The sequence below is a fragment of the Lentzea aerocolonigenes genome, assembly GCF_000955955.1.
Lineage (GTDB): Bacteria > Actinomycetota > Actinomycetes > Mycobacteriales > Pseudonocardiaceae > Lentzea > Lentzea aerocolonigenes_A.
In genome coordinates this window covers 28,394-51,967 of the sequence record NZ_JYJG01000027.1, presented here as the reverse complement: position 1 = coordinate 51,967, position 23,574 = coordinate 28,394, and the positions used below count along the sequence as shown (strand labels likewise).

Annotated in this window: 19 protein-coding genes and 1 riboswitch; of the genes, 15 read left to right on the top strand and 4 right to left on the bottom strand. The window is 68.7% G+C overall.

What is annotated here, in order from left to right; all coding sequences use genetic code 11:
• Positions 1-45 precede the first annotated feature (45 nt).
• The 4 genes from UK23_RS05760 to UK23_RS05745 all read left to right on the top strand — a co-directional run bounded on the left by UK23_RS05760 (position 46) and on the right by UK23_RS05745 (position 8,444).
• Positions 46-3,216 carry an AfsR/SARP family transcriptional regulator gene (locus tag UK23_RS05760; protein ID WP_196777623.1) on the top strand — a complete coding sequence of 1,057 codons (3,171 nt, stop codon included), beginning with the start codon at positions 46-48 and terminating at the stop codon, positions 3,214-3,216.
• 26 nt (positions 3,217-3,242) lie between these two features.
• Complete coding sequence (locus UK23_RS05755) at positions 3,243-5,252, top strand: tetratricopeptide repeat protein (protein ID WP_052684381.1); 2,010 nt, start codon at positions 3,243-3,245, stop codon at positions 5,250-5,252.
• Between the two features lie 360 nt (positions 5,253-5,612).
• Positions 5,613-6,161 carry a Uma2 family endonuclease gene (locus tag UK23_RS05750; RefSeq protein ID WP_045310305.1) on the top strand — a complete coding sequence of 183 codons (549 nt, stop codon included), beginning with the start codon at positions 5,613-5,615 and terminating at the stop codon, positions 6,159-6,161.
• A gap of 144 nt (positions 6,162-6,305) precedes the next feature.
• A complete protein-coding gene (locus UK23_RS05745; protein WP_045310304.1) occupies positions 6,306-8,444 on the top strand; it encodes a terpene synthase family protein in 2,139 nt (712 codons plus the stop codon).
• On the opposite strand, the gene UK23_RS05740 is transcribed toward UK23_RS05745, so the two are convergent.
• On the bottom strand, positions 8,422-9,408 hold the full coding sequence (locus UK23_RS05740; protein WP_045310320.1) for an alpha/beta hydrolase: 987 nt from the start codon (positions 9,406-9,408) through the stop codon (positions 8,422-8,424). The genes UK23_RS05745 and UK23_RS05740 overlap by 23 nt on opposite strands.
• A gap of 32 nt (positions 9,409-9,440) precedes the next feature.
• Positions 9,441-10,766, bottom strand: coding sequence for a cytochrome P450 (locus tag UK23_RS05735; RefSeq protein ID WP_045310319.1), 1,326 nt, complete (start codon positions 10,764-10,766; stop codon positions 9,441-9,443).
• Positions 10,767-10,890: 124 nt separating this feature from the next.
• On the opposite strand from UK23_RS05735, the gene UK23_RS05730 reads away from it, so the two are divergent.
• Together UK23_RS05730 and UK23_RS05725 are read left to right on the top strand one after the other, a co-directional pair.
• On the top strand, positions 10,891-11,709 hold the full coding sequence (locus tag UK23_RS05730) for an SAM-dependent methyltransferase (RefSeq protein WP_045310303.1): 819 nt from the start codon (positions 10,891-10,893) through the stop codon (positions 11,707-11,709).
• Between the two features lie 82 nt (positions 11,710-11,791).
• Complete coding sequence (locus tag UK23_RS05725; protein WP_045310302.1) at positions 11,792-12,883, top strand: FAD-dependent monooxygenase; 1,092 nt, start codon at positions 11,792-11,794, stop codon at positions 12,881-12,883.
• Here UK23_RS05725 and UK23_RS05720 read toward each other — a convergent pair.
• Positions 12,874-14,427, bottom strand: coding sequence for a DUF6461 domain-containing protein (locus UK23_RS05720; RefSeq protein WP_045310301.1), 1,554 nt, complete (start codon positions 14,425-14,427; stop codon positions 12,874-12,876). The genes UK23_RS05725 and UK23_RS05720 overlap by 10 nt on opposite strands.
• 67 nt (positions 14,428-14,494) lie before the next feature.
• Positions 14,495-14,603: riboswitch (cobalamin riboswitch) on the top strand.
• Between the two features lie 39 nt (positions 14,604-14,642).
• Between UK23_RS05720 and UK23_RS05715 the strand changes: the two genes are divergently transcribed.
• The 9 genes from UK23_RS05715 (at position 14,643) to surE (ending at position 23,290) form a co-directional block, all read left to right on the top strand.
• Positions 14,643-15,800, top strand: a complete 1,158-nt coding sequence (locus UK23_RS05715) for an LPXTG cell wall anchor domain-containing protein (protein ID WP_052684380.1) — start codon at positions 14,643-14,645, stop codon at positions 15,798-15,800.
• Complete coding sequence (locus UK23_RS05710; protein WP_045310317.1) at positions 15,800-16,213, top strand: hypothetical protein; 414 nt, start codon at positions 15,800-15,802, stop codon at positions 16,211-16,213. The genes UK23_RS05715 and UK23_RS05710 overlap by 1 nt, the downstream gene beginning before the upstream one ends.
• The gene (locus UK23_RS05705; RefSeq protein WP_052684379.1) at positions 16,210-16,965 is read left to right on the top strand and encodes a hypothetical protein; all 756 of its coding nucleotides are present in this window, start codon (positions 16,210-16,212) and stop codon (positions 16,963-16,965) included. Before UK23_RS05710 ends, UK23_RS05705 begins: the two co-directional genes overlap by 4 nt.
• A 60-nt stretch (positions 16,966-17,025) precedes the next feature.
• A complete protein-coding gene (locus UK23_RS05700; protein WP_052684386.1) occupies positions 17,026-18,057 on the top strand; it encodes an energy-coupling factor transporter transmembrane component T in 1,032 nt (343 codons plus the stop codon).
• Between the two features lie 43 nt (positions 18,058-18,100).
• On the top strand, positions 18,101-19,657 hold the full coding sequence (locus tag UK23_RS05695; RefSeq protein WP_045310299.1) for an ABC transporter ATP-binding protein: 1,557 nt from the start codon (positions 18,101-18,103) through the stop codon (positions 19,655-19,657).
• Positions 19,654-20,421 (top strand): ECF transporter S component, encoded by a 768-nt coding sequence (locus UK23_RS05690; protein ID WP_082114431.1) that lies wholly within the window; start codon positions 19,654-19,656, stop codon positions 20,419-20,421. The genes UK23_RS05695 and UK23_RS05690 overlap by 4 nt, the downstream gene beginning before the upstream one ends.
• 112 nt (positions 20,422-20,533) lie before the next feature.
• Positions 20,534-22,261 carry a family 20 glycosylhydrolase gene (locus UK23_RS05685; RefSeq protein WP_082114430.1) on the top strand — a complete coding sequence of 576 codons (1,728 nt, stop codon included), beginning with the start codon at positions 20,534-20,536 and terminating at the stop codon, positions 22,259-22,261.
• A gap of 23 nt (positions 22,262-22,284) precedes the next feature.
• Positions 22,285-22,470: a hypothetical protein gene (locus tag UK23_RS05680; RefSeq protein ID WP_045310297.1), complete on the top strand. Its 186-nt coding sequence runs from the start codon at positions 22,285-22,287 to the stop codon at positions 22,468-22,470.
• A gap of 73 nt (positions 22,471-22,543) precedes the next feature.
• Positions 22,544-23,290, top strand: a complete 747-nt coding sequence (gene surE / locus UK23_RS05675) for a 5'/3'-nucleotidase SurE (protein WP_045310296.1) — start codon at positions 22,544-22,546, stop codon at positions 23,288-23,290.
• On the opposite strand, the gene UK23_RS05670 is transcribed toward surE, so the two are convergent.
• Positions 23,253-23,573 carry a hypothetical protein gene (locus tag UK23_RS05670; RefSeq protein ID WP_156212820.1) on the bottom strand — a complete coding sequence of 107 codons (321 nt, stop codon included), beginning with the start codon at positions 23,571-23,573 and terminating at the stop codon, positions 23,253-23,255. The two genes, surE and UK23_RS05670, sit on opposite strands and share 38 nt — an antisense overlap.
• Position 23,574: the final 1 nt, after the last annotated feature.

The window sequence follows — 23,574 nt, the reverse complement described above, 5'->3', positions numbered from 1 at the left end:
CGTTCCCTTTCCCCAAGTGCGGAAATTGCCCCTACGGTGACGCCCGTGGACTTCGGAATCCTGGGGCCGATCCAGGCTCGCGACTCAGGCGTCAGGCTCGAGCTCGGCGGCGTGCGCGGCCAGAAGGTGCTCGCCGCGTTGCTGCTCGCGCCCGGCCGGGTGGTGCCACTGGCGCACCTGGTCGACGTGGTGTGGGACGGCGAGCCGCCGTCGACCGGCAAGCACCAGATCCAGAAGTCGGTCGGTGATCTCCGTGCCGCGCTGGGCGTGCCGGGGATGATCGTCACGGACGGGCCCGGCTACCGGATCGTGCTCGGAGCGGCGGCCCTGGACGTGGTCACGTTCGAGCGGCACGTGGCCACCGCGCAGACCGTGGAACCCGCTGAGGCGGTCCGGTTGCTGCGCACGGCTCTCTCGCTGTGGCGCGGGCCGGCGTTGGCGGGCTTGAACAGCCAGGCGCTGCGAGTGGAGGCCGAACGGCTCGACGAGCGCCGGATCGCCGTGGCCCAGCAGTGCTTCGCGTTGCAGCTGGAGCTCGGGCAGCACGAGCAGGTGATCACCGAGCTGTCCGCGCTGGTGGCCGCGAACCCGTTCCGGGAGCAGCTGGTAGAGCAGCTGATGATCGCGCTGTACCGGTCGAACCGGCAGGCCGACGCCCTGGAGCTCTACGACCGGACACGCCGGTTGCTCGCCGACGAGCTGGGTGTCGACCCTGGCCGCAGCTTGCGCACCGCGCATCAGGCGATCCTCAACCAGGACAACGAATCCGGGCCGGTGTCTCCGAAGGCGCCCGCGCAGCTCCCCGCGGATCTTGCCAGGTTCACCGGCCGGAAGTCCTATTTGGACGAACTCGATGCGAGCCTGTCGGCGTCGACCGTAGTGATCACGTCGATCGCGGGCACCGCTGGTGTCGGTAAGACGGCGTTGGCCGTGCACTGGGCGCATCGGGTGCGCGACCGGTTTCCGGACGGCCAGTTGTACCTGAACCTGCGCGGCTACGACGACGCTCCCGCCACGACACCGGTCGAGGCGCTCACGCAGTTCCTGCGCGGGCTCGGCGTCGAGCCGGACCAGATCCCGCGTGAGGTCGACGAGCAGGCGAGCACGTACCGGTCGATCCTGTCGAACCGGCGGGTGCTGATCCTGTTGGACAACGCGGCCTGCGAGGACCAGGTACGGCCGTTGCTGCCCGGCTCGCCCGGTTGCGCGGTGATCGTCACGAGCCGCAACGACATGCGCGGGCTGACGGCGCTGGACGACGCCCGGCGCGTCGAGCTGGATCTGCTCACTCCTGGCGAAGCCCACACGTTGATCAACCGCGTGCTGGGTTCCGCGCGTGCGGAGGCCGAACCCGAGGCCGTCGCGGATCTCGCGGCGTTGTGCGGGTACTTGCCGTTGGCGATCCGGATCGCTGCGGCGAACCTGGCTTGCCGTCCGCACGACCGGATCTCGGACGCCGTCGCGGATCTCGCTCAGGGCAACCGGTTGGCGCAGCTGGCGATCAGCGGGGACCGGCGCGCGGCGGTGACGGCGGCGTTCGAGCTTTCGCTGACAACGTTGCCAGACGAGGCCGTCCGGTTGTTCCGGCGGCTGGGGCTGTTGCCGCGCACGGACTTCACCGCGCACACGGCGTCCGTGCTGATGGGCGTGGACGACGTGCGGCCGCTGGTGTCGTTGCTCGAGGGCGCGAGCCTGATCGAACCGCACACCCGTGGCCGGTTCCGGATGCACGACCTGTTGCACCTCTACGCGCGGGAGCTGGTGGACTCCGACGAGGACGCGGAGAAGGCCGCGCTGCGGTTGCTCGACCACTACCTGCACACCACGGACGCGGCGCTGGACGTGCTGGCGCCGGAGATGTACCGGCTCGGCCGGGACGGCACCTCGAGCTTGTCGTTCGACAGCAAGGAAGCCGCGCTGTCCTGGTTGGACGGTGAGGGGGAGTCGGTGGCGACCTGCGCTCTCCGCGCCGAACCGCTGAACTACCGCTGGGAGCTGGCGGACTCGTTGCGCCGCATGTGGTATCTGCGCCAGCAGTTCGACCGGTGGCACGAGACTTCGTCGGCCGGGCTGCTGGCCGCTGAGCAGGAGAACGACCTGCGCGGCCAGGCCTCGATGCACCTTTCCCTGGGAACGCTGCACTGCGAGCTGGACGGACGGCGGGGGATCGGGCATCTGGAGACGGCTCTCGCGCTGTACGGGGAGTCCGGTGATCGGGACGGACGGTTCCACTGCCTCAACAACCTGTCCGTCATCCACCTGACGCTCGGCCGCACGCAGGAGGCGGTCGGGCTGCTGCGCGAGGCGTTGCCGTTGGTGGAGGACAACCTCCGGCTTTCTGCTGTGGTGAACCTGAACTTGGGTGTGGCGACCGCGCAGACCGGACGGCTCCGCGAGTCGCTGGAGCACTACGAGCGGTCGAGGGAGTTGTTGCAGGACGCCGGTGGCAGCGTCTCGGACACGTTGGTGGAGTTCGCCTTGGGGGAGCTGCACGCGTTGCTCGGTGATCCGGCGCGGGCCAAGGAGTACGCCGACCGCGGTGCGCGGCTGGCCGAGGAGTCCGGCTCGCACGCGTGGCGGTACGTGCTGCAGTCGGTCGAGGCGAAGATCGACCGCGACACCGGGCGGACCGAGCGTGCACTGTCCCGTGCCCTGGCTCTGGTCGAGGAGGCAGAAGAGGGCGAGGCGGAACTGTACGTGCTGCTCGGCCTGGTGATCGTGGGAAGCGCTTGCCACCGGCTGGGACAGCTGGAACCCGCCGTCGAGGCGTTGCGGCGCGGGCTGCGGCTGGCCGAGTCGCTCGGGCGGGTGGACAACGAGACCGAGTACCTGATCGATCTGGCCCGTGTGCTGCACACGGCCGGCGACTCGGAGTCCGCGGTGGAGCTGGCCACGCGGGCTTTGGCGCAGGCCACGGACTTCGGGTTCCGGATGCAGCGCGGACGAGCGTTGGCGACGCTGGCCTTGCTGGGGCTGAAGGCGGGCGACTTGGCGCGGGCGCACGCGTATGCCGTTGAGGCCGTGGAGGTGCAGCGGGCGACCGGTTTCGTGCTCGGGGAAGCGGAGTCGTTGCTGGCGCTGGCGCATGCGGCGGACCGGCTCGGCGACCCGGCCGCGGCCTCGCACCTGCATGAAATGCGAGCGATCGTCGCACGGGTCACGGGTGTTCACGGCGGTGAGCCTGCGGGTGTTCTGTGTGAGACTGACTTCGACTGACGGTTTTCCGGCAGAAGGGGGCAGGTGTGCGGATCGACCTGTTCCCGCGCCCGCACCAGCTGCCGGCGGCCGTCGCGGACTTCGTCGGACGTGCGGGCCTGCTCCAGTCCGTTGTGGACCTGATCACCACGTTTCCGCAGGTGGTGTTGCTGACGGGGCCGGTGGGGGCGGGCAAGACGACGCTCGCCGTGCACGCGGCGCACCGGGTGGCGAACGGGCACTTCCCCGACGGTCAGCTGTTCGTGCGGCTGCGCGGTTCGACTCCTTACGAAGTGCTGGGCCGGTTTCTCGCTTCGTTCGGGTTGCCCGTCCCCGGGGATTTCGCGGCGCGGTTGAGCGCGTATCGAGACGCTGTTGCGCGGCAGTCACTTCTGCTCGTGCTGGACGACGCGACGAGCGTGCAGCAGGTGACGCCGCTGCTGCCGCACTCGCCGGGGTGCGCGGTGGTGGTGACTTCGCGGCACCGGTTGCGGCTGCCGCACGTGGTCTCCGTCGGCCCGTTGGAACCTGAGCAGGCGCTGGCGTTGCTGGGCAAGCAGATCGGCGCCTCTCGGGTGTCGGCTGAGTCGTCTTCCGCGGATGCGCTGGTGTCGGCGGTGGACTGCTCGCCGCTGGCGCTGCGGATCGCGGGAGCTCAGCTCGCCGCACGCCCGCATTGGCCGATCTCGCTCCTCCTCGACCGGCTCTCGTTGGACGCGTTGGCGCACGGCGGGCTGTCCGTTCGGGCGCGATTCGAGGAGACGGCCGGGGATCTGAGCCTGCATGCGCGGCGGCTGCTGGGGGTGCTCGCCGGCTTGGGCACCGTGCCGTCGTGGGCGCCGGTGGTGGCGTTCGGGGACGTGCGCGGACAGTCCGCTGTGGACGAGCTGGTGTCGGCGCATCTCGTCTCATTCTCCGGCGGCGACTACGTGGTGCCGCCGTTGGTCCGGGAGTTCGCTTCGCAGGCGTCCATCGATGCGTTGCGGCGGGTGCTGGGCGGGTGGCTGTACCTGTTGGACCACGCGCGGTCCGCGTTGTACGGCGGCGAGTTCTCGATCGTGCGCGGGTCGGCGGTGCGCGAGGTCGTGCGGCCTGATGCCTTGCTGCGGTCCGATCCGCTGGCGTGGCTGGAGGCTTCTGCCGCGTCCTTGGCCGAGGCGGTGTCGCTGGCGGCAGAGGCCGGGTTGGACGAGCTGAGCTGGGAGCTGGCGCACCGGCTGGTCACGCTGTTCGAGGCCAGCACCGACTACGACGGCTGGCAGCGCACGCACGACGTCGCTCTCGCGGCCTGTTCGGGCAACGTTCGCGGCACGGCGGTGTTGCGCTGCTCGCTCGCGTCGCTCTACATCAGCCAGAGCCGCTACGACCTCGCGTACGAGATGACCGTGCTGGCCAAGGACGTCCTGGAAGATCTCGGCGACCTCGCCGGGCTCGGACTGGCCTACCGCAACATGGGCATCGTGCTGCGGTCGTCCGGCGACCTCGTCGGCGCCCGGCAGTGGTATCAACGGGCGCTGGCGGTGTACGAGCGGCTGGGAGATCCCGTGGGCCAGGCGGCCGCGCTGCAGTTCCTGGCCCAGATCGACCTCTACGACTCGGATCCCGCCTCCGCGCGGCAACGGCTCGTTGCCGCCCTGGAGTTGTGCGGAGGGGTCGGGCCGGTCCGGGTGCTGGCGCAGATCAACTACCGGCTGGGCAAGCTGCTGGTGGCCGAGGGGCAGCACGGCAAGGCGTTCGACGTGCTCTCCGTCGCGCTGGACCTGGCGCGGTCGGCGCGCGACCGTCGTGGTGAGAGTTTCGTGCTGTATGTGTTGGGGTGCAACGAGTTCTCCCGCTCACAGTGCGGGGCGGCCCGCACGTTCCTGCACTCGGCCGTGGCCGTCTGCGAGGCCGGCTTCGACATCGTGGGCGCGGCGCGGGCCCGTCTGGAGCTCTCCCGCGTGCACCGCGCGTGCGGTGAAACCCAACTCGCGGACGAGCTGGAAGCAGCGGCCCGTGCGGTTTACTCGGAATTCGGGTTGAAACCGGCTCTGGGTGATTTGATCTTTCAGATGTGAGGTACTCGTGAAGCATTGCTCCAACCGAGTGCTTGGCTGAGTCGTAAGATTCCGTTAGGGTCGCATTCGCGAGCAATTGGCAGGGCGGATGGCGTTACCGAAAATCGCCCAAAAATTGATCAAAAATTAGCCACTTGTTCGATTGCAACCAAAACGCTGCTCCGTCCGGGTGTCGGTTTCCACGAGGGGACCAGTGAGTCCTCACCCTCCGGGGCGGTGGTCACGGAGACGTGTGCGGGCAGTGGTGTGGCGTCGGCCAAAAGGGGCTTGCGAGTCGTGAGAATCGGACCAGTCTTGTCTAATGGCATCGCCGGGATCCGTCCGGCGGACAGTGGCCTCGACGCGGGGGTGGAACGCACCATGGGTGGTGTCCCGACGTTTCCCCACGGCAGACCACTGACGTGGGCGGACCTGGAGGCGATGCCTGATGATGGGCACCGTTTCGAACTCGTCGACGGGGTGTTGGTCATGAGCCCCTCACCCCGCCCCGTGCACCAGCGGGTCGTCGCCCGGCTGCTGGTGGCGCTGACGGCTGTCTGCCCGCCGGAGCTGGAAGTGCTTCCCGCTCCGGTCGACGTGGTGCTCGCCGACGACACGGTCTTCATCCCCGATCTGGTGGTGGGCCGGCGCGAGCAGTTCACGAAGCAGGCGTTGATGGGACCGCCCGTGCTGGCGGTCGAGGTCCTCTCGCCGCGCACGCGACACGTGGACCTCGAGTTGAAACGGGCGAAGTTCCAGGAAGTCGGCTGCGAGAACTACTGGATGATCGACTACGACAGTCCGTGGCTGCGTTGTCTGCACCTCGAAAACGGGGTGTACGTCGAGCAGGCCCGTTCTGACGGTGAAGAGATCATCGAGCTCCAGTTCCCCTTTGCGGTGAAGTTGAGCGCACAATCTCTCGTGCGCTGAGTGCGTGCCGATCAAGACGGAATGGGCTGAACGGGCGAGGTCGCCCTACGAACGTGTAGATCAGGGTTTCACCATCTGGCGCACATGATCGCCGGGCTGGTTGCGTGCACCGCGACACGTCCAACGCGCGGAGGTCCCACGCCCATGCAGCCGTTCCAGCTGCCGGAGTTCTACACGCCCCACCCGGCCCGGCTGAACCCAGGCCTCGAGCGCGCCCGCGTCCACACACGGGCCTGGGCGCACGAGATGGACATGATCGACGTGCCCCAGCACGGAACCGTCATCTGGACCGACGACGACCTCGAGTCGCACGACTACGCGTTGCTGTGCGCGTACACGCACCCCGACTGCGACGGCGACACCCTGGACCTCATCACCGACTGGTACGTGTGGGTCTTCTACTTCGACGACCACTTCGTCGAGCTCTACAAGCGCAACCCGGACATCAAGGGCGCCCAGGCGTACCTCGACCGGCTCCCGCTGTTCATGCCGGTCAACGGCGTGATCACCGAGAAGCCCGCGAACCCGGTCGAGAAGGGGCTCGCGGACCTGTGGCGGCGCACGGTCCCCAGCCACTCCCAGGACTGGCGGACCAGGTTCGCCGGCAACACCAAGCACCTGCTCGACGAGTCGATGTGGGAGCTGCACAACATCAGCGCCAAGCGGCTCAGCAACCCCATCGAGTACATCGAGATGCGCCGCAAGGTCGGTGGCGCACCGTGGTCCGCGAACCTGGTCGAGCACGCCGTCGGGCTGGAGGTGCCCGCCCGGATCGCCCTCAGCAGGCCGATCGGGGTCCTCAGGGACACGTTCAGCGACGCCGTGCACCTCCGCAACGACCTGTTCTCCTACGAACGCGAAGTGCTCGACGAGGGCGAGCTGTCCAACGGCGTGCTGGTGTTCGAGAAGTTCCTCGACCTGCCCACGCAGGAGGCCGCGGAGGCTGTCAACGACCTGCTGACGTCCCGGCTGCACCAGTTCGAGCACACGGCGCTCACCGAGATCCCGATCCTGCTGGACGAGCACGGCATCGACCCCATCGGGCGGGCGGCCGTGCTGGGCTACACCAAGGGCCTGCAGGACTGGCAGGCCGGCGGCCACGAGTGGCACCTGCGGTCGTCTCGCTACATGAAGCAACAGCCGAAGAAGTCGTCCATCCTCGGCTCGTACGCCAAGACCATGCCGCAGCGGCTCAAGCAGTTCACCGGCACGCCGAAGACCGTCGAACCGTACGAGGTGCCGTTCCGCTTCCCGTTCCCGCTGACCCTGTCCCCGCACCTCGACCAGGCCCGCGAGGAGATCATCACGTGGGGCCGGGAGATGGGCCTGCACAGCGAGGGCATCTGGGACGAGGCCAAGCACCGCGGCTTCGACCTGGCGCTCTGCTCGTCGGGGCTCGACCCGGACGCGACGCCGTTCGAGCTGTTCACCTCGGCTTGCTGGCTGTCGTGGGGCACCTACGCGGACGACGTCTACCCGTGGGTTTTCGGACGTCTGCGCGACCTCGCCGGCCTCAAGGCGCAGACGGCGCGGCTCAAGCAGTGCATGCCGCTGGACCTGAAACCGGTCGTCGTCCCGGTCAACGCCACCGAACGCGGCCTCGCCGACCTGTGGCTGAAGACCGCGGAGCCGATGTCACCGGAGTTCCGGAAGGTGTTCCGGGAGACCGTCGACGTCATGCTGGACGCCTGGGTGTGGGAAGTGGTCAACATCCAGCAGAACCGCATTCCGGACCCGGTCGACTACCTGGAGATGCGCCGCACGACGTTCGGCTCGGAGCTGACGATGTCGCTCTCCCGTTTTTCGCATTCCGGGGTCGTTCCTCAGGAGATCTGGGGAACGAGGGTCATTCAGACCATGGAGCGGTCGGCCATGGATTACGCCTGCATGCTCAACGACGTCACCTCGTACCTCAAGGAAATCCAGTACGAGGGCGAAGTGCACAACATGGTGCGGGTGATCGAGAACTTCCTCGGGGTGTCCCAGTCCCGTGCCTTCGAGATCACCTACGCGCTGATGGACGCCCGGCTCGCGCAGTTCGTCAAGTCCGTCGACGCCGACATGCCGAAGCTCTTCGAGGACCTGTCCCTCGACGACGCCACCCGGGCCGCGCTCGTCCGCTACAGCGACGAACTGAAGGACTGGATCGTCGGCATCGTCAACTGGCACAAGGAAACCTCGCGTTACGGCGAGGCGGAGCTGAGGACCCCGGTGAAGTTCCACCGGGGTCCGTCAGGCCTCGGTACGTCGGGGCTCCGGCTCACATCCCGAACTTCGAGCTGAGCCACGCGCGGGTCGCATCGCGGTAGGCGGCCGCGTTCCGGTGCAGGGCGAGGGAATGCCCTGCACCGGGCAGCACGTAGGTCTCCAGCTGGGCCTCGGGCCGGTAGTACGGGGCTTCCTGGGCGCGCAGGTTTTGAGCGTTCGAGCAGTCGCGCAACGCCAGCACACCGCAGAACAACACGTCGTTCGTGCCGACGGCGTTGAACACCGGCACGTCGATGCCGTACGTCGTGGGCAGCACGATCCCGAACACCGCCACGGTTCCCATGCCCGGTACGGAAAGCTGGTCCTTCGTCGCCTCGTCGGCGTTGACCACGAGCTGCTCGGCGTCGTCCATCGCGTAGAACAACCCGGCCCGGGCACCAGGCCGCGTCGTGAAGTACAGCGGGTCGCTGCCGAGGTGCGCGAGCAGGTTGTCCAGGAACACCGGCTGAAGCCCAAGTGCCGCACCAAGAGCGAGCACCGGAACGGCGGGCATGTGCGTCATGCCGGAGAGCACCACGCCGTCGACGTCGTGATAGGTCGCGGCCTCCATCGCCACGATGCCCGATCCGACGGAGTGCCCGACGATCACGACTTTGCGGTACGCCGTTCCGCCGACGTTTCCGGCGCGCAGGTGCTGCACGACCTCGTGGAGGTTCTGCGCCTCCAAGGAGATCAGCAAGGGCAGGCTCGGCGGATGCGTCGAGGCACCTGTTCCGAGGCGGTCGACCGCGAACGTCGCACGGCCCTCACGAGCCATGTCCCGTTGGTACGAATAGGACTCCGGCACACCCGGCAGGTCCCAGTACGAGCGGTTGTACGTGCCGCCGTGCACCAGCAGCTGGATCGCGCCGGGGTTCTTGCCCACCGGCTTGCACAGCTGACCGGAGATCGTCGCGGTGCCGGACGGGCCGGACACCGGCAGCGTGGTGAGTGAGCATTCAGCAGCGGAGGCGTGCGCGGCAGGCGTCAGGGACGTCATTGCCAGCACCGCGGCAAGAACGGGGAGCAGTTTCACGCTTTTCTCCTAGTGGCCACCATCGGCAGCTGGTTGGGCTGCATGGTCGCCTTCACCTGGGCGTAGACGCGTTGTCCCGCGACGGGGACGAGATCCCACCGGGTGCCGATCGTCGCGGCGGCGATCGCGATCTCCGTGTGGGCGAGGAAATGTCCTGGGCAGAACCGGGAACCCGCGCCGAACGGGATGAACGCACCCTTCGGCAGCTCGGCCGCTTTCGAGGGCTCCCAGCGGTCCGGGTCGAAGCCGTCGGGATCGGGGAACCAGCGCGGGTCGCGGTGCAGAGTGTGCTGGGAGACCGCGATCTCCGAGCCCTTCTCGACGAGCACGCCACCGATCTCGACGTCCTCGCGGGCCCGGCGCATCAGGATGATCGGCGGGGTGCGGCGCAGCACCTCGTTGATGATCCGGCCGGTGTACTCCAGTTTCGCCACGTCCTCGAACGTCGCCGGCCGGTCACCGAGCACGGCGTCGACCTCGGCGTGGAACCGCGCTCGAACGTCCGGCCGCGTGCCGACCTCGTGGAAGAACCACGCCAGCGCCACGGCCGTCGTCTCCGCGCCGGTGGTGAGGATCGTGACGACCTCGTCGTGGATCTGTTCGTCGGTCATCGCCTCGCCGGTGTCCGCGTCCCGCGCGGCGAGCAGTGCCGAGAGCAGGTCACCGTGGTCGGTGCCCTCCCTTCGGGCTCCGACCACGACCTCGGGGATGATCCTGCGCAACCGGGCCGCGGCCTCGTCGAACTCGCGGTTCGCCTTGAGCGGCAGCTTTTCCACGAACGACGGCGAGAACGCGCGCACCAGCACGTGCTTGAGCATGATCGGGATCGAGTGCTTGATCTCGGCCAGCACCTCCTGGCCGAGCTCGGCGGAGAACAGCGTGCGACCGGCGACGGTCATCACGAAGTCCTGCATCACCATGTCGAACTCGAGCCGCTGACCCTCGCGCCACGAGTCGCGCAGCTCGGTCGCCAGCGTGGTGATCACGCTCTCCGCGTAGGTGGAGACGCGGCCGCGGCTGAACGCGGGCAACATCATCCGGCGCTGCCGCTGGTTGAACGCACCGTTGGACGTGGCGAGCCCGTTGCCGAACAACGGGCGCATCTTGTCGAACACGATGCCCTTGTCGAACTTGTCCGACGTGAGCAGCTCCATCGCGAGCGCGGGTGTCGTGACCAGGTACACCGGTAGGGGACCGAGGAAAACCCTGACCACGTCACCCTTCGCGGGTAACGACGCCAGGAACTCGACCGGCGACCTGAGCAGGGTGACGGTGTGCCCGATGACGGGCCATCGGCCCGGCACCGTCGTGACGCTCGGCATCACCATCACCCTCTCGTGCGACCCCGAACAACCTAGGGCCATCGCGCTGGTGGAGGCGAGCAGATACACACGATCGGATGCTGATGCAGTCGGCCGAACTGGTGCACACACGTACAGTCAGTCCGTGAGCAGTGACCTCGGTTGGGTTCCACCAGGTGTGGACACGACGGTGCCGTCACCGGCACGGGTGTACGACTACTGGCTCGGTGGTGGTCACAACTTCGCCCCGGACCGCGCGTTGGCGGAGAGGATCCTGCAGATCATGCCCGGCGTCCGCGACGCGGCACGGCTGAACAGGTCGTTCCTGCGCAGGGCCGCGCTGCACATGGTCGAGCACGGCGTCACCCAGTTCCTCGACATCGGTTCCGGCATCCCGACGGTCGGCAACCTGCACGAGATCGTGCAGGCCGAAGCCCCGGACGCCCGCGTCGTCTACGTGGACAAGGACCCGGTCGCCGTCGCGCACAGCGAGCTGATCCTGGCGGGCAACCCGAACACGGCCGTCATCCAGGCCGACCTGCGCGACCTCGACGCGATCTTCGACGCCGACTCGACCCGCAAGCTCATCGACTTCGACCAGCCGGTCGGGCTGTTCATGTTGCTGTTGCTGCACTTCGTCCCGGACGAGTGGGAGCCGGCCGCGATCGTCGGCGAGTACCGGGACCGGCTCGTGCCCGGCAGCTTCCTCGCGCTGTCGCACGCGTCGGCCGAGGCCAAGCCGGACGGCATGGACGAGGCCGTGCAGACCTACAACGTCAAGAGCTCCCAGAACCAGGCCTTCCCGCGCACGCACGACCAGGTGCTGGCGTTCTTCGGCGGGTTCGACCTGGTGGAGCCGGGTCTGGTCACGTGCCCGTCGTGGCGGCCGGACGGCGAGGGCGACTTCGCGGCCGACGAGGAGGTCAACGAAGTGCCGTTCGCCGGGGTCGCTGTCAAGCCCTGACAGCGGCTGACGGCCGATGGTCAGTGGACGGTCAGCGGTGGTCGGCACCTTGTGAGCAACACCGACTCACAGGGGGAACACCATGAAGAACGTCCTGATCTCCGGCGCCAGCATCGGCGGACCCGCACTCGCCTACTGGCTGCGCCGCTACGGCTTCGACGTCACCGTCGTCGAGCGCTACCGGGGCATGCGGCCCGGCGGCCAGGCCATCGACGTGCGCGGCCCGGCGTTGCAGGTCATGGAGCGGATGGGCCTCGGCGAGCAGCTGCGGTCGTGCAACACCAACATGCGCGGCATGAACGTCGTCGACGAGGACGGCAACGAGGTCTACCGCTCGACCGAGCACACGCTGAGCGGCGGCGACCTCTCCAGCCCCGACGTCGAGCTGCTGCGCGACGACCTGGCCCGGATGATCTTCGACGCGGTCGAGGGCGTCGAGTACCTGTTCGACGACACCATCACCTCGATCGACGGCACCCGCGTCACCTTCGAGAAGGCCGCGCCGCGCGACTTCGACGTCATCGTCGGCGCGGACGGCCTGCACTCCAACGTCCGCAAGCTGGTCTTCGGGCCGGAGCAGGACTTCATCAGCCACCTCGGCATGAACCTCGCCGTGTTCACCGCGCCGAACTGGCTGGAGCTGGACCACTGGCAGACGTTCCAGCAGGGCGAGATCGTCGGCGGCGGCATCATGAGCGCCCGCGCCAACGCGGAATGCCGCGTCTACATGGGCTTCAACGGCCAGGTCGACTTCGACCACCGCGACGTCGAGGCGCAGAAGCAGCTGATCGCCGAGAAGTTCGCCGACGCCAAGTGGGCGTGGCAGACCGCGCTGAAGCACATGTGGGAAGCGCCGGACTTCCACTTCGACGCGATGGCCCAGATCCGGATGGAGACCTGGTCGAAGGGCAACGTGGTGCTGCTCGGCGACGCCGGCTACTGCGGTTCGCCGTTGTCCGGGCAGGGCACCAGCATGGCGCTCGTGGGTGCGTACGTCCTTGCCGGGGAACTCCGCGACAACCCGGAGATCGCCTTCCAGCGCTACGAGGAGATCCTGCGCCCGTACGTGACGGCGAACCAGGACATGGCGCTGAAGAACCAGGCGAACGGCGGGGCGCCCGTCGAGGAGTTCGCCGATGTGGTCAACAGCCTCACGCTGCCGACCTACTCGTAGAGCGCCTCGATCGCGGCGGTGATGTCGTCCTTCGGCAGCACACCGCCGGTGAATCGGGTGACCGCGGTGATCCCCTTCGCGTAGGTGTGCCGGACGTCCACGAAATCCAGTCCGTCGAGAGCGGCGACGACCTCCGGGTCGTCGCCGAATTCGGCGTCTTCCCAAGGTTCTTCCGACGAGACCAGCTCGCCCTTGCGGGCGAAGGACAGCATCGTGACGGCGTTGACGTTCCAGTAGAAGCTGGCCGCTTTTCCGTTGCGGGACATCTGCGCCAGCACGTTCTCGTCGGCGCCGACGTAGTTGTTGTCCTCGATCACGACGACACCGCCGTCGATTCCGATGGCGATCGAGTCCTCGTCGAAGTCGTCCACCACGTCGTCGACCTCGAGGCCGATGGCGATCGTGACGGTTGCCGCCTCGCCCAGAGCGTTGGCCAGCCAGCGCAGCCCGGCCTCAGGCGCAGGCGGCCGGATCGGCTCGGGTTCGCCGCGCAGTCGGTGGCCCAGCCGGTCGGTCTTCTTGTGCACCACCGGTTCTGTGAGCGGTGCCGGCCAGATCAGCAGCTCGTAGGCTTCGTCGTCATCACCGTCTCGGCCGCAGGCGGACACCCGGACGCGGTAGTCATCGGGCCAGGGCGGCATTCCGGCGCAACCGAGCTGCGCACCGCCGTTGACCGCGGTGAAGCTGACCTCGGCGACCTCGTCCCAGTACGTCGTCTCCGGCTCGCCAGGCGGGGTCAGCACGACCTGCGCCTCCACCGGGACGCGGCCCTGCTCGATGCCGGTGCGCACCGCGAAGCCCGTTTCCAACGCGGCGACCAGGCCCGTTGCCGAGAAGCCCGGTGAGTCACCCGGATCTTCGATGAGCTGGAACTGGTGGTGGGCCACCGGGACGCTCGGGTTCCAGGACTGGCCCTGGTACTCGTCGCGCATCCGCTGCCGCAACGCCTGCTCGTACGCCGGTGGCTTCGGGAGCTTCGGGATCACGAGTGCGGTCACGCCGATCGCGATGCCGATGACCGCCACCGGATCCGGCGACGTGCGGATCTTGTTCAGGACGGCGGCCGCGGTCGCCACGGCCACGGCGAGATGTGCCGCGCCGTGCTTCGCGATGACCGCGTTCTCGTCGCCCGTCACGTCGCCGAGGTCGACCAGCGCGGCAGTGGCCCGCACCTGCTCGGTGATCAGCTCGATCGCGCCGGGATTCACGATCGCGATCAGGCCCATCGGTTTCTCGAGCGGGCTTTGGCCACCGAACGACGCGTAGGAGAACGTGGTGCCGGCGGGGAGCGGCACCAGGTCGGCGACGATGTCGTCGGGCGCTTGGACCGTCAGCTTCGAGACACCGCGTTCGAGTGCGCCGAGGAGAAGTTCCGCGGCCGACCGGTCGAAGTCGTCGAGGGCTCGTTGCGCCGGCGTGCCGAACTCGGGGCCGTTCCAGTGGTGACGTGGTTCGTACCGGCCGAGATCCGCCGCCGGAGCCACCGGGATGAGCGGCTCGATCTGCCGTGCGGTGGCCAGGACCAGTTCCTCGAAATCCCCCATGCGCGCGATTGTGCCGGGTGATGGTCCAGCTCACAGCCATTTGACTCAACAAGATCCCTCCCGCACGATCCTTGGTTGACAACAGCATCCGCACGCCGCGGGGGAAGCCGGTGCAACTCCGGCACTGACCCGCAACGGTGAAAGTCCGACTGCCCGTGGCGTGCGGTAGCTCCACCAACCCGTCGAGGACATGCGGGGCAGGGAGGCGTTTTGTGATGCGGAGATCCGCGTTGGTCGCGCTCGTCGCGACCGCGCTCGTGGCGACACCTCAGGCGCAGGCCGCGGAGGTCGCGCCGGCCGCGGGAACGTGGCTGGTCAGCCAGTTCGTCCCGGGCGACCACCTGATCAACTTCCCGGGCGGCCCCGGCGACCCCGGACTGACCGCCGACGGCGTCTACGGTCTCGCGGCGGCGGGAGTGGGCCAGTCGGCGTCGGCCAAGGCGATGGCCTGGCTGTCGGCGAACCTCCCGGACTTCATCGGCAAGGGCGAGGAGTCGTTCACGGGTCCCGTCGCCAAGATCGCGCTGGCCGCGCAGGTCCAGGGTCTCGACGCGCGGAAGTTCGGCGGTGTCGACCTGATCGAGCGGCTCACCGAGTTGCAGGACGCTGATGGCCGGTTCCGCGACAAGGGTGATCCCGAGTGGGACGAGAGCAACGCGTTCACCCAGTCGCTGGCGATCATCGTGCTTCGTCGCGCCGCACTGCCGCTCGACAAGGCGACGACGTACCTGGTGTCCACGCAGTGCCCGGACGGCGGTTTCCCGATCGTGTTCGGCGAGGCGACCTGCAAGTCCGATGTGGACGCCACGACGATGGTGTTGCAGGCGCTGAGGAACCCGGCGGCCCTCGCGTGGCTCGTGAAGCAGCAGCAGGCTGACGGCGGATTCCCGGCGGCGGTCGGGCCGTCCAACGCCAACACCACCGGACTCGCGGTCGGCGCGCTGGTGGCCGGCGGTCAGGCCGGGGCGGCGGACAGGGCCGTGGCGTACTTGAGGACGCTGCAGGTCGGCTGTGCCGGACCGGAGGCTCAGCGTGGCGCGATTGCTTACGACAGCACGGGTTTCGAGGCGGCCAAGGCTGTTCGTGCCACCGCGCAGGCGATGCTCGGGCTCGCACGGGTGGGCCTCGTTGACGTGTCCGCTGCTTCGGCCTCGGCTGGTGTGCCCGCGATCGAGTGCGCGACCACGCCGCCGTCCACTCCGCCCTCTGCCGAGCCTTCGGTTCCCGCGCCCGCCGGTCCGGCGCCGGTCGACCCACCGCTCGCGGCCACCGGCCCGGACCAGGCCGTGCCGCTGACCCTGTTCGGCTCGTTCGCGGTCGTGCTCGGCGCCGCACTTCTCTTCGTCTCCCGTCGTCGGAAGGTTGGTGCGTGATGCGCCGCGTGCTCGCTGCCCTCGCTCTGCTGGCAAGTTCTTTCGCCGTCACGTCCCCGGCCTCGGCTTCCTCGTGCGAGGGCGTGCAGGTCGTCGTCGACTTCACCGCGCTGGGCGGCGGCGTCGAGACCGGCTGCGCCGCGGGCGACCCGGCCTCTGGCCTGGCGGCGCTGACGGATGCCGGCTTCACGTACTCGTTCGTGCCGCGCCGCCCCGGGTTGGTGTGCACGATCAAGTCGCTGCCGAACCCGTGCAAGATGCCCACGACCAGCGCCTACTGGTCGTACTGGCACGCCACGCCCGGCGGCGCCTGGACCTACAGCAGCGTGGGCGCCGGCAGCTACGACCCGGCGCCCGGCACGGTCGAGGGCTGGTCGTACGGCACGGGTGTCGCGCCGGGTGCCACTCCGTGAAAAGGCTCTTCTTCGCGCTGGCACTGGTGATCGGGTTCTTGCCGGTGCCGGCGCAAGCCGCGGGATGCGACGGCGTGACGGTGGTCGTCGACTTCCGCGGTCTCGGGGGAGGCGTGCGGCAGGGCTGTGCGCCGGGCAGCCCGGCTTCCGGCGTGGCGGCTTTGAGCGCGGCCGGGTTCGGCTACACGTTCGCGTCGCGGCAGCCCGGATTCGTCTGCCGCATCAACGAGAAGCCCGGCACCGACACCGACAAGTGCGTCACCACCTCGCCCGCCTCGGCGTACTGGTCGTACTGGCACGCGCCGGCTGGTGGGGCTTGGTCGTACAGCAACTCCGGCGCGGCTTCGCACGTGCCTGCCCGGGGAACTGCCGAGGGTTGGGCGTTCGGGGCGGGCGAGCAGCCCGGGATGGCGCCGCCCGCGGCTCCGGCCCCTCAGCAACCGGCTCCGCAACCGCCGCAGGTTCCGGCGCCCGTGAACCCACCCGCTGGCCAGCCGCAGCCGACCACGACCACGCCTCCGGTGCCGAGTTCTTCTTCGGTGACAACGTCTTCGGAGCCGTCCTCGACGGCGGTGACCACCACGACGAGCGGTTCGGAGGCGGTCGAGATCAAGGCGGAGTCGGCGCCGCCCGAGGAGAAGGCGAGCCCCGGCTGGTGGTGGACCGCGATCGGAGTGTTGCTGATCGCGGCGCTCGTCGTGGCGGGGCTGCTGGTGGCGAGGCGGCGTCGCGGTGGTGCGGAAAACGAATGACGAGTGTGCTTCTGCCGGCGCTGATGGCTGGTGTTGCGGGCGGGGTGCGGTGACGGCGGCGTGAGGCTTCATCCCGGTGCGTGGTGGCTCTGGGCACTCGGCCTGGCCACCGCCGCCAGCCGCACCACGAACCCGTTGCTGCTGGGCCTGATCCTGGCCGTCGCGGGCCTCGTGGTCGTGACCTGCCGGGCGAACACGCCGTGGGCAGGGACCTACGGCGTGTTCCTCAAGTTCGGCCTGCTGGTGATCGGCATGCGGGTGCTCCTGCACGTGTTCCTCGGCGGCGTCGCCGGCCCGACCACCCTCTTCAGCCTGCCGCAGCTTCCGCTCCCGGACTGGGCCCAGGGCATCCGCATCGGCGGACCGGTGACGGCCGAGGGGCTGGTCTTCGCGCTGTACCAGGGTTTGCTGCTGGCCACGATCCTCAGCTGTGTCGGTGCCGCCAACGCCCTGGCGAACCCCAAGCGGCTGCTCCGTTCACTCCCCGCTGCCCTGTACGAGGTGAGCGTCGCTGTTGTGGTGGCGCTGACCGTTGCGCCACAACTGGTTTCGTCCGTGCGGTCGGTCCGCAAGGCCCGGCAGCTCCGGGGTGACACGGCGCGTGGAGCCCGGGCGATTCGCACGATGCTGGTGCCGGTGCTGGAGGACGCCCTGGAACGCTCGCTGGTGCTGGCCGCTTCCATGGACTCTCGTGGCTATGGGCGTACGGCCGGCATTTCGCGGCGGGACCGGGTGCTCACCGGAACGTTGGTGCTGGCCGGACTCTTCGGGTTCTGCATCGGGCTGTACGGGCTGCTGTCCGACGCCTACTCCGGCTGGCTGTTGCTGGCGATCGGTGGTGTGCTGGCGATCGCGGGGCTGCGGGTGGGGGCGCGGCGGGTGCCTCGGACGCGTTATCGGCCGGACCGGTGGTCGGCCAGGGCGGTCGGGGTGGCGTCGAGCGGGGTGATCGGGGCGGTGGTGCTGGTGTTCTCGGGGGATCCGGCCCTGTCGCCGTCGACCGTGCCGCTGCAGGCGCCGGAACTGCCGGTGCTGCCGGCGTTGGCGGTGTTCGCGGCGTTGGCTCCGGTGCTGCTGGTGAGGGAGCGATGAGCAGGCGGGCGGCGGTGCTGCCGGTGGTGGTTGTGAGGGAAGCATGATCAGGTTTGAGGACGTCACGATCACCTATGCCGAGCAGCCGGTGCTCGCGAACATCTCGGTGGAGATCCCCGAGGGCGAGCTGTGCCTGGTCGTCGGGCGGACCGGCTCGGGCAAGTCGACGTTCCTGCGTGCAATCAACGGGCTGGTCCCGCACTTCAGCGGTGGCACGCTGGCCGGACGCGTGCTGGTGGACGGCCGTGACACCTCCCGGTTCCCGCCGCGCGAGCTGGCCGATGTCGTCGGGTTCGTCGGGCAGGATCCGGTGGCGGGCTTCGTCGCGGACAACGTCGAGGACGAGCTCGCCTACTCGATGGAATCCCTGGGGCTGCCCGGCGACGTCATGCGCAAGCGCGTTGAGGAGACCCTTGACCTGCTCGGGCTTGCGCAACTCCGTGATCGTCCACTTGCGACTTTGAGCGGCGGGCAGCAGCAGCGCGTCGCGATCGGCGCGGCCCTGACAGCGCATCCACGTGTCCTGGTGCTCGATGAACCGACCTCCGCACTGGACCCTGGTGCCGCCGAGGACGTTCTGGCTGCCGTGCAACGACTTGTGCACGACCTCGGCATGACCGTGGTGATCGCCGAGCACCGACTCGAACGCGTCGCTCAGTACGCCGATCGTGCGCTGTTGCTGCCGGCAGGGGAGATCGGTGATGTCGGTGAGGTGCTGGCAGCTGCACCCGTCGCACCGCCCGTGGTCAGGCTCGCGCAGGTCGCCGGGTGGTCACCCGTGCCGGTGTCCGTCCGCGATGCGCGCCGGCACGCGGCTTCCTTGCGCGAGCGACTGCCCGAACCCGCGACCCGCAATCCCGCGGTTGCCGTGCCTGTGCTGGCAGCACGGGATGTTGTCGTGAAGTACGGCGATGTGCAGGCTGTGCGCGGGGTTTCGTTCAGCGTTGGTGCGGGCGAACGGGTTGCGCTGATGGGGCGCAACGGGTCCGGCAAGTCGTCGCTGCTCTGGGCGGTGCAGGGGAGTGGCAAGCGCACGTCCGGCACGGTTTCCGCCGGAAACACCGATCCCAAGTCGCTGAAACCCGCCGAGCGCCGGAAAACTGTCGCGCTGGTGCCGCAGCAGCCGTCCGATCTGCTGTACCTGGAGACTGTCGCCGAGGAGTGCGGCCAGGCCGATGCCGAGACTGGTCAGCCGGCAGGAACCTGCCGGAAGCTGTTGGAAGGCTTGGCTTCTGTGCCGCAGGACGCACATCCGCGGGATCTGTCGGAGGGGCAACGGCTGGCGCTCGTGCTCGCGGTGATGCTGACCGGGACGCCGGACGTGCTGTTGCTCGACGAACCCACCCGCGGCCTCGACTACCCCGCGAAGGAAGCGCTCGCCAAGGTCCTCAAGAACCTCGGCAGCGCGATCGTGCTGGCCACGCACGACGTCGAGTTCGTCGCCGAGTACGCGACGCGGGTGGTCGTGATGGCCGAAGGGGACGTGGTCGCGGACGGGCCCGCACGCGAGGTCGTCACGTCGTCGCCGGTCTTCGCGCCGCAGGTCAGCAAGATTCTGGGGCCGTGGCTGACGGTCGCCGATGTCGAGGCAGCGCTGTGATCGCGATTCGGCGCAGGTCGGCGGCAGCGCTGGCGGTGTCCGGGGTGATCGGGCTGGCGGCGTTCACCTGGCCGCTGTTCGTCGCACCGTCCAGCGACATCGCGCACGGCGGCGACGCGCCGTGGACGTTCGCGCTGCTGTTGCCGCTCGTGCTCGCCGTTGTGCTGGCGGAGCTGAGCGACAAGGGCATGGACTCCAAGGCGATCGCGATGCTCGGGGTGTTGTCCGCGCTCGGGGCGGCGATCCGGCCGTTGGGCGCGGGCACCGCCGGCATCGAGACGATCTTCTTCCTGATGGTGCTGGGCGGGAGGGTGTTCGGGCCGGGGTTCGGGTTCGTGCTGGGCAACACGACGTTGTTCGCGTCGGCGTTGCTGACCGGCGGTGTCGGACCGTGGCTGCCGTACCAGATGCTCGGGGCGGCTTGGGTGGCGTTGGGCGCCGGACTGCTCCCCCAATGGCGCGGGAAAGCCGAGATCGCGTTGCTGGCCGGGTACGGCGTGGCCAGCTCGGTGGTCTACGGCTTTCTGCTGAACCTGTCGTTCTGGCCGTTCGCGGTCGGCGAGGGCACGTCGGTGAGCTTCGACCCGAACGCGTCTGCGGGCGCGAACCTGGTGCGGCTGGTGGCTTTCACGCTCGCGACCTCGCTCGGCTGGGACCTCGGACGGGCCGTCACCACCGCCGTGCTGGTGGTGGTGACGGGTCCCGTGCTGTTGCGGACGTTGCGGCGCGCCTCGCGGAAAGCCGCGTTCCTGCCCAGTCGCTGACTCCAAGAGACATCGGAGTTGTCCTGAAATTGGCTCAGACCATTGACGACAAAAGGGATTCACGCCCAGGCTGAGCTCAGGGTCGCCGCCCCCCGACTCGTGAGGAGGAGTCGTGAGAACTCGCGTTCTCGTCGCGGTCATCGCTGTCACCGCAGCGCTGTCCGTGAGCGCGCAGTCACAAGCCGCGGAGCCACTGCAGAGTCTGGTACCCGTACCGGTGTCGGTGCAGGCCAGAGCCGGTGTCACGTACACGCTGACGGCAGCCACGAAGATCTACACCGCCCCTGCCGCGAGGGACGTCGGCGACTTCCTGGCGGGTGTCCTGCGGCCCTCCACCGGTTACGCGCTGCCGGTGTCGGACGCGGCCGGCGCGCCCGCCGACGGTATCTCACTGCTGCTTTCCGGAGCGCCCAGTCCGGCGGGACAGCAGGGTTACCAGCTCGACGTCGCGGCCAACGCCGTGGTCGTGCGCGCCAACACGTCGGAGGGCTTGTTCGCGGGTGTGCAGACGCTGCGGCAGCTGTTGCCCGCCAATGCCGAGAGCGCGACCACACAACCCGGTCCGTGGACCGTGCCGGGCACGCTGATCGTCGACTACCCGCGCTTCTCCTACCGCGGCGCGATGCTCGACGTGGCACGGCACTTCCACCCGGTCGCGTCGGTCAAGCGGTACGTCGACCAGCTCGCGCTGTACAAAATCAACTACTTCCACCTGCACCTGAGCGACGACCAGGGCTGGCGGATCGTGGTCGACAGCTGGCCGCGCCTGGCCACGTACGGCGGCAGCACGCAGGTCGGCGGCGGCGCCGGCGGCTACTTCACCAAGGCGCAGTACAGCGAGATCGTGCAGTACGCGGCCGCGCGCAGGATCACGGTCATCCCGGAGATCGACATGCCCGGCCACACCAACGCCGCGCAGGCCTCGTACGCGGAGCTCAACTGCAACGGCCAGGCCCCGCCGCTGCGCACGGACATCGAGGTCGGCTACTCCTCGTTGTGCGTCAACAAGGACATCACCTACCAGTTCATCGACGACGTGGTGCGCGAGATCGCGGCTCTGACGCCCGGCCCGTACTTCCACATCGGCGGCGACGAGGCGCACGCGACCTCCGACGCCGACTACCAGGCGTTCATGAACCGCGCTTTGCCGATCGTGAAGAAGTACGGCAAGACCGTGCTCGGCTGGCACGAGTTCGTGAAGACCACGACCGATGTCAACGCCATCCCGCAGTACTGGGGCACCACGACGTCCAACGCGGTGGTGCAGGCGGCGGTCCAGCGCGGCAACAAGGTCATCATGTCGCCCGCGAACAAGGCGTACCTGGACATGAAGTACAACTCCAGCACGCCTCTCGGTCTGTCGTGGGCCGGCCTGATCGAGGTGCAGACCGCCTACGAGTGGAACCCCGGCACGCACCTGAGCGGCGTGACCGAAGCGGCGGTGCGCGGCGTCGAAGCTCCACTGTGGACCGAGACCCTGGTGACCTCGCGCGACCTCGAGTTCATGGCGTTCCCGCGGCTGTCCGCGATCGCCGAACTGGCCTGGTCGCCGTGGTCGACGCACAACTGGGACCAGTTCAAGGCGCGGCTCGGCGCCCAGGCCCCGCGCTGGACCACGATGGGCATCAACTTCTACCGCTCGGCCCAGGTCCCGTGGGACACCGGCGGCCCGCCGCCCGGCCCCTGCGCGCAGCCCGCGTGGGACCGCGCGAAGGTCTACAACGGCGGGGAACTGGTGTCGCACAACGGCCACAAGTGGACCGCGAAGTGGTGGACCCGGGGAGAGGAGCCCGGTACGACCGGCCAGTGGGGCGTCTGGCGTGACGACGGCGTCTGCTGAGTGATTCCGGGTATCCCTCGTTCATGACGGATCCAGAAGAAGCTGAAGAGTTCGCCGAAGAGGTGGGTGTCGACCCCACGCCTCAGGAAGTCGACGAATACCGCGACATGACGCAACCGGGTGAGTGGCGCGCCGACGAGAAGATGCAGCCGGGCGGCGCGCCCGCACCTCAGGACGGGGAGGACCCGACCGGCGGCTCCGGTGCCTGATCCGCGTCTGGCGTGACGACGGCGTCTGCTGATTGAGTGATGAAGGAAACCTTCATCAACGAAGGGCGGGCGCGTGCGGGTACTGGTCACGAACGACGACGGCATCGATTCGCCAGGGCTGTACGCGCTGGCCCGTGCTGCTGCATCGGTGGACTGGGAGGTGCTGGTCGCCGCGCCGTCCACCGAGGCGAGCGGTACGGGTACCAGCTTCGCGTCCACTGCCGGCCGTGCACCCATCCCGCTGGACCGTCGTTCGGTCGAGGGCTTCGAGGCGATCGCCGTGCCCGCGCACCCGTCGCTGATCTCGTTCATCGCGTGTCTCGGCGGCTTCGGCTTCAAGCCCGACCTGGTGCTGTCCGGCGTGAACCTGGGCGCGAACACGAGCACCGGCATCCTGCACTCGGGCACCATTGGCGCCGCTCTGACCGCCGGCGTCCGTGGTGTCAGTGCTTTGGCGGTCTCTCTGGACGTCGAATGGGACGGCCCCAAACCGTTGTGGGACACGGCAACTGAGGTGGCCGCGGCTGTGCTGCCGACGTTGGTGGAGATGCCGGCGGGAAGCGTGCTCAGCCTCAACGTGCCGAACGCGCCGACCGTGCGGGGAATCGAATGGGCGTCGATCGCGCCCGTCAGCCCGTACCAGGTGCGGGTGGAGGCGGACGGCGACTCGGTTCGGCTGCGCGGCGGCCTGACCGACCTGGAGCCGGTGCCGGGCACCGAAGTCGCCTGGCTGGCCTCCGGTCACGCGGCCCTGACCGCGCTGCACTCCGTCGGCGCTCTGCCTACTTCGGACTTGCCTTCCCCGGCCTGGCCAGCGTGATGACGAGTCCGATCAGAGCCGTGCGAACCTCGAGAAAACTCTCGGTGGTCACGTCGTTGAGCGAGAACGCCAGCATCCCGAACGAAATCAGCAGGAGCACGCCGTACATGCGAGCGACGTCGTGCCGCCACGCGCAGGCCACGCCCAGCGCGCCGACCCCGAGCTGGATCACGTGATAGTTCGGGTCCAACCCGAACACGTCGAACCACCCGAACCCGAGCTGCAGCAGCCCAGCGCTGAGTGTGAGGATCTGCGGCCTCGTGAACTCCAGCTCATTGCTCAAC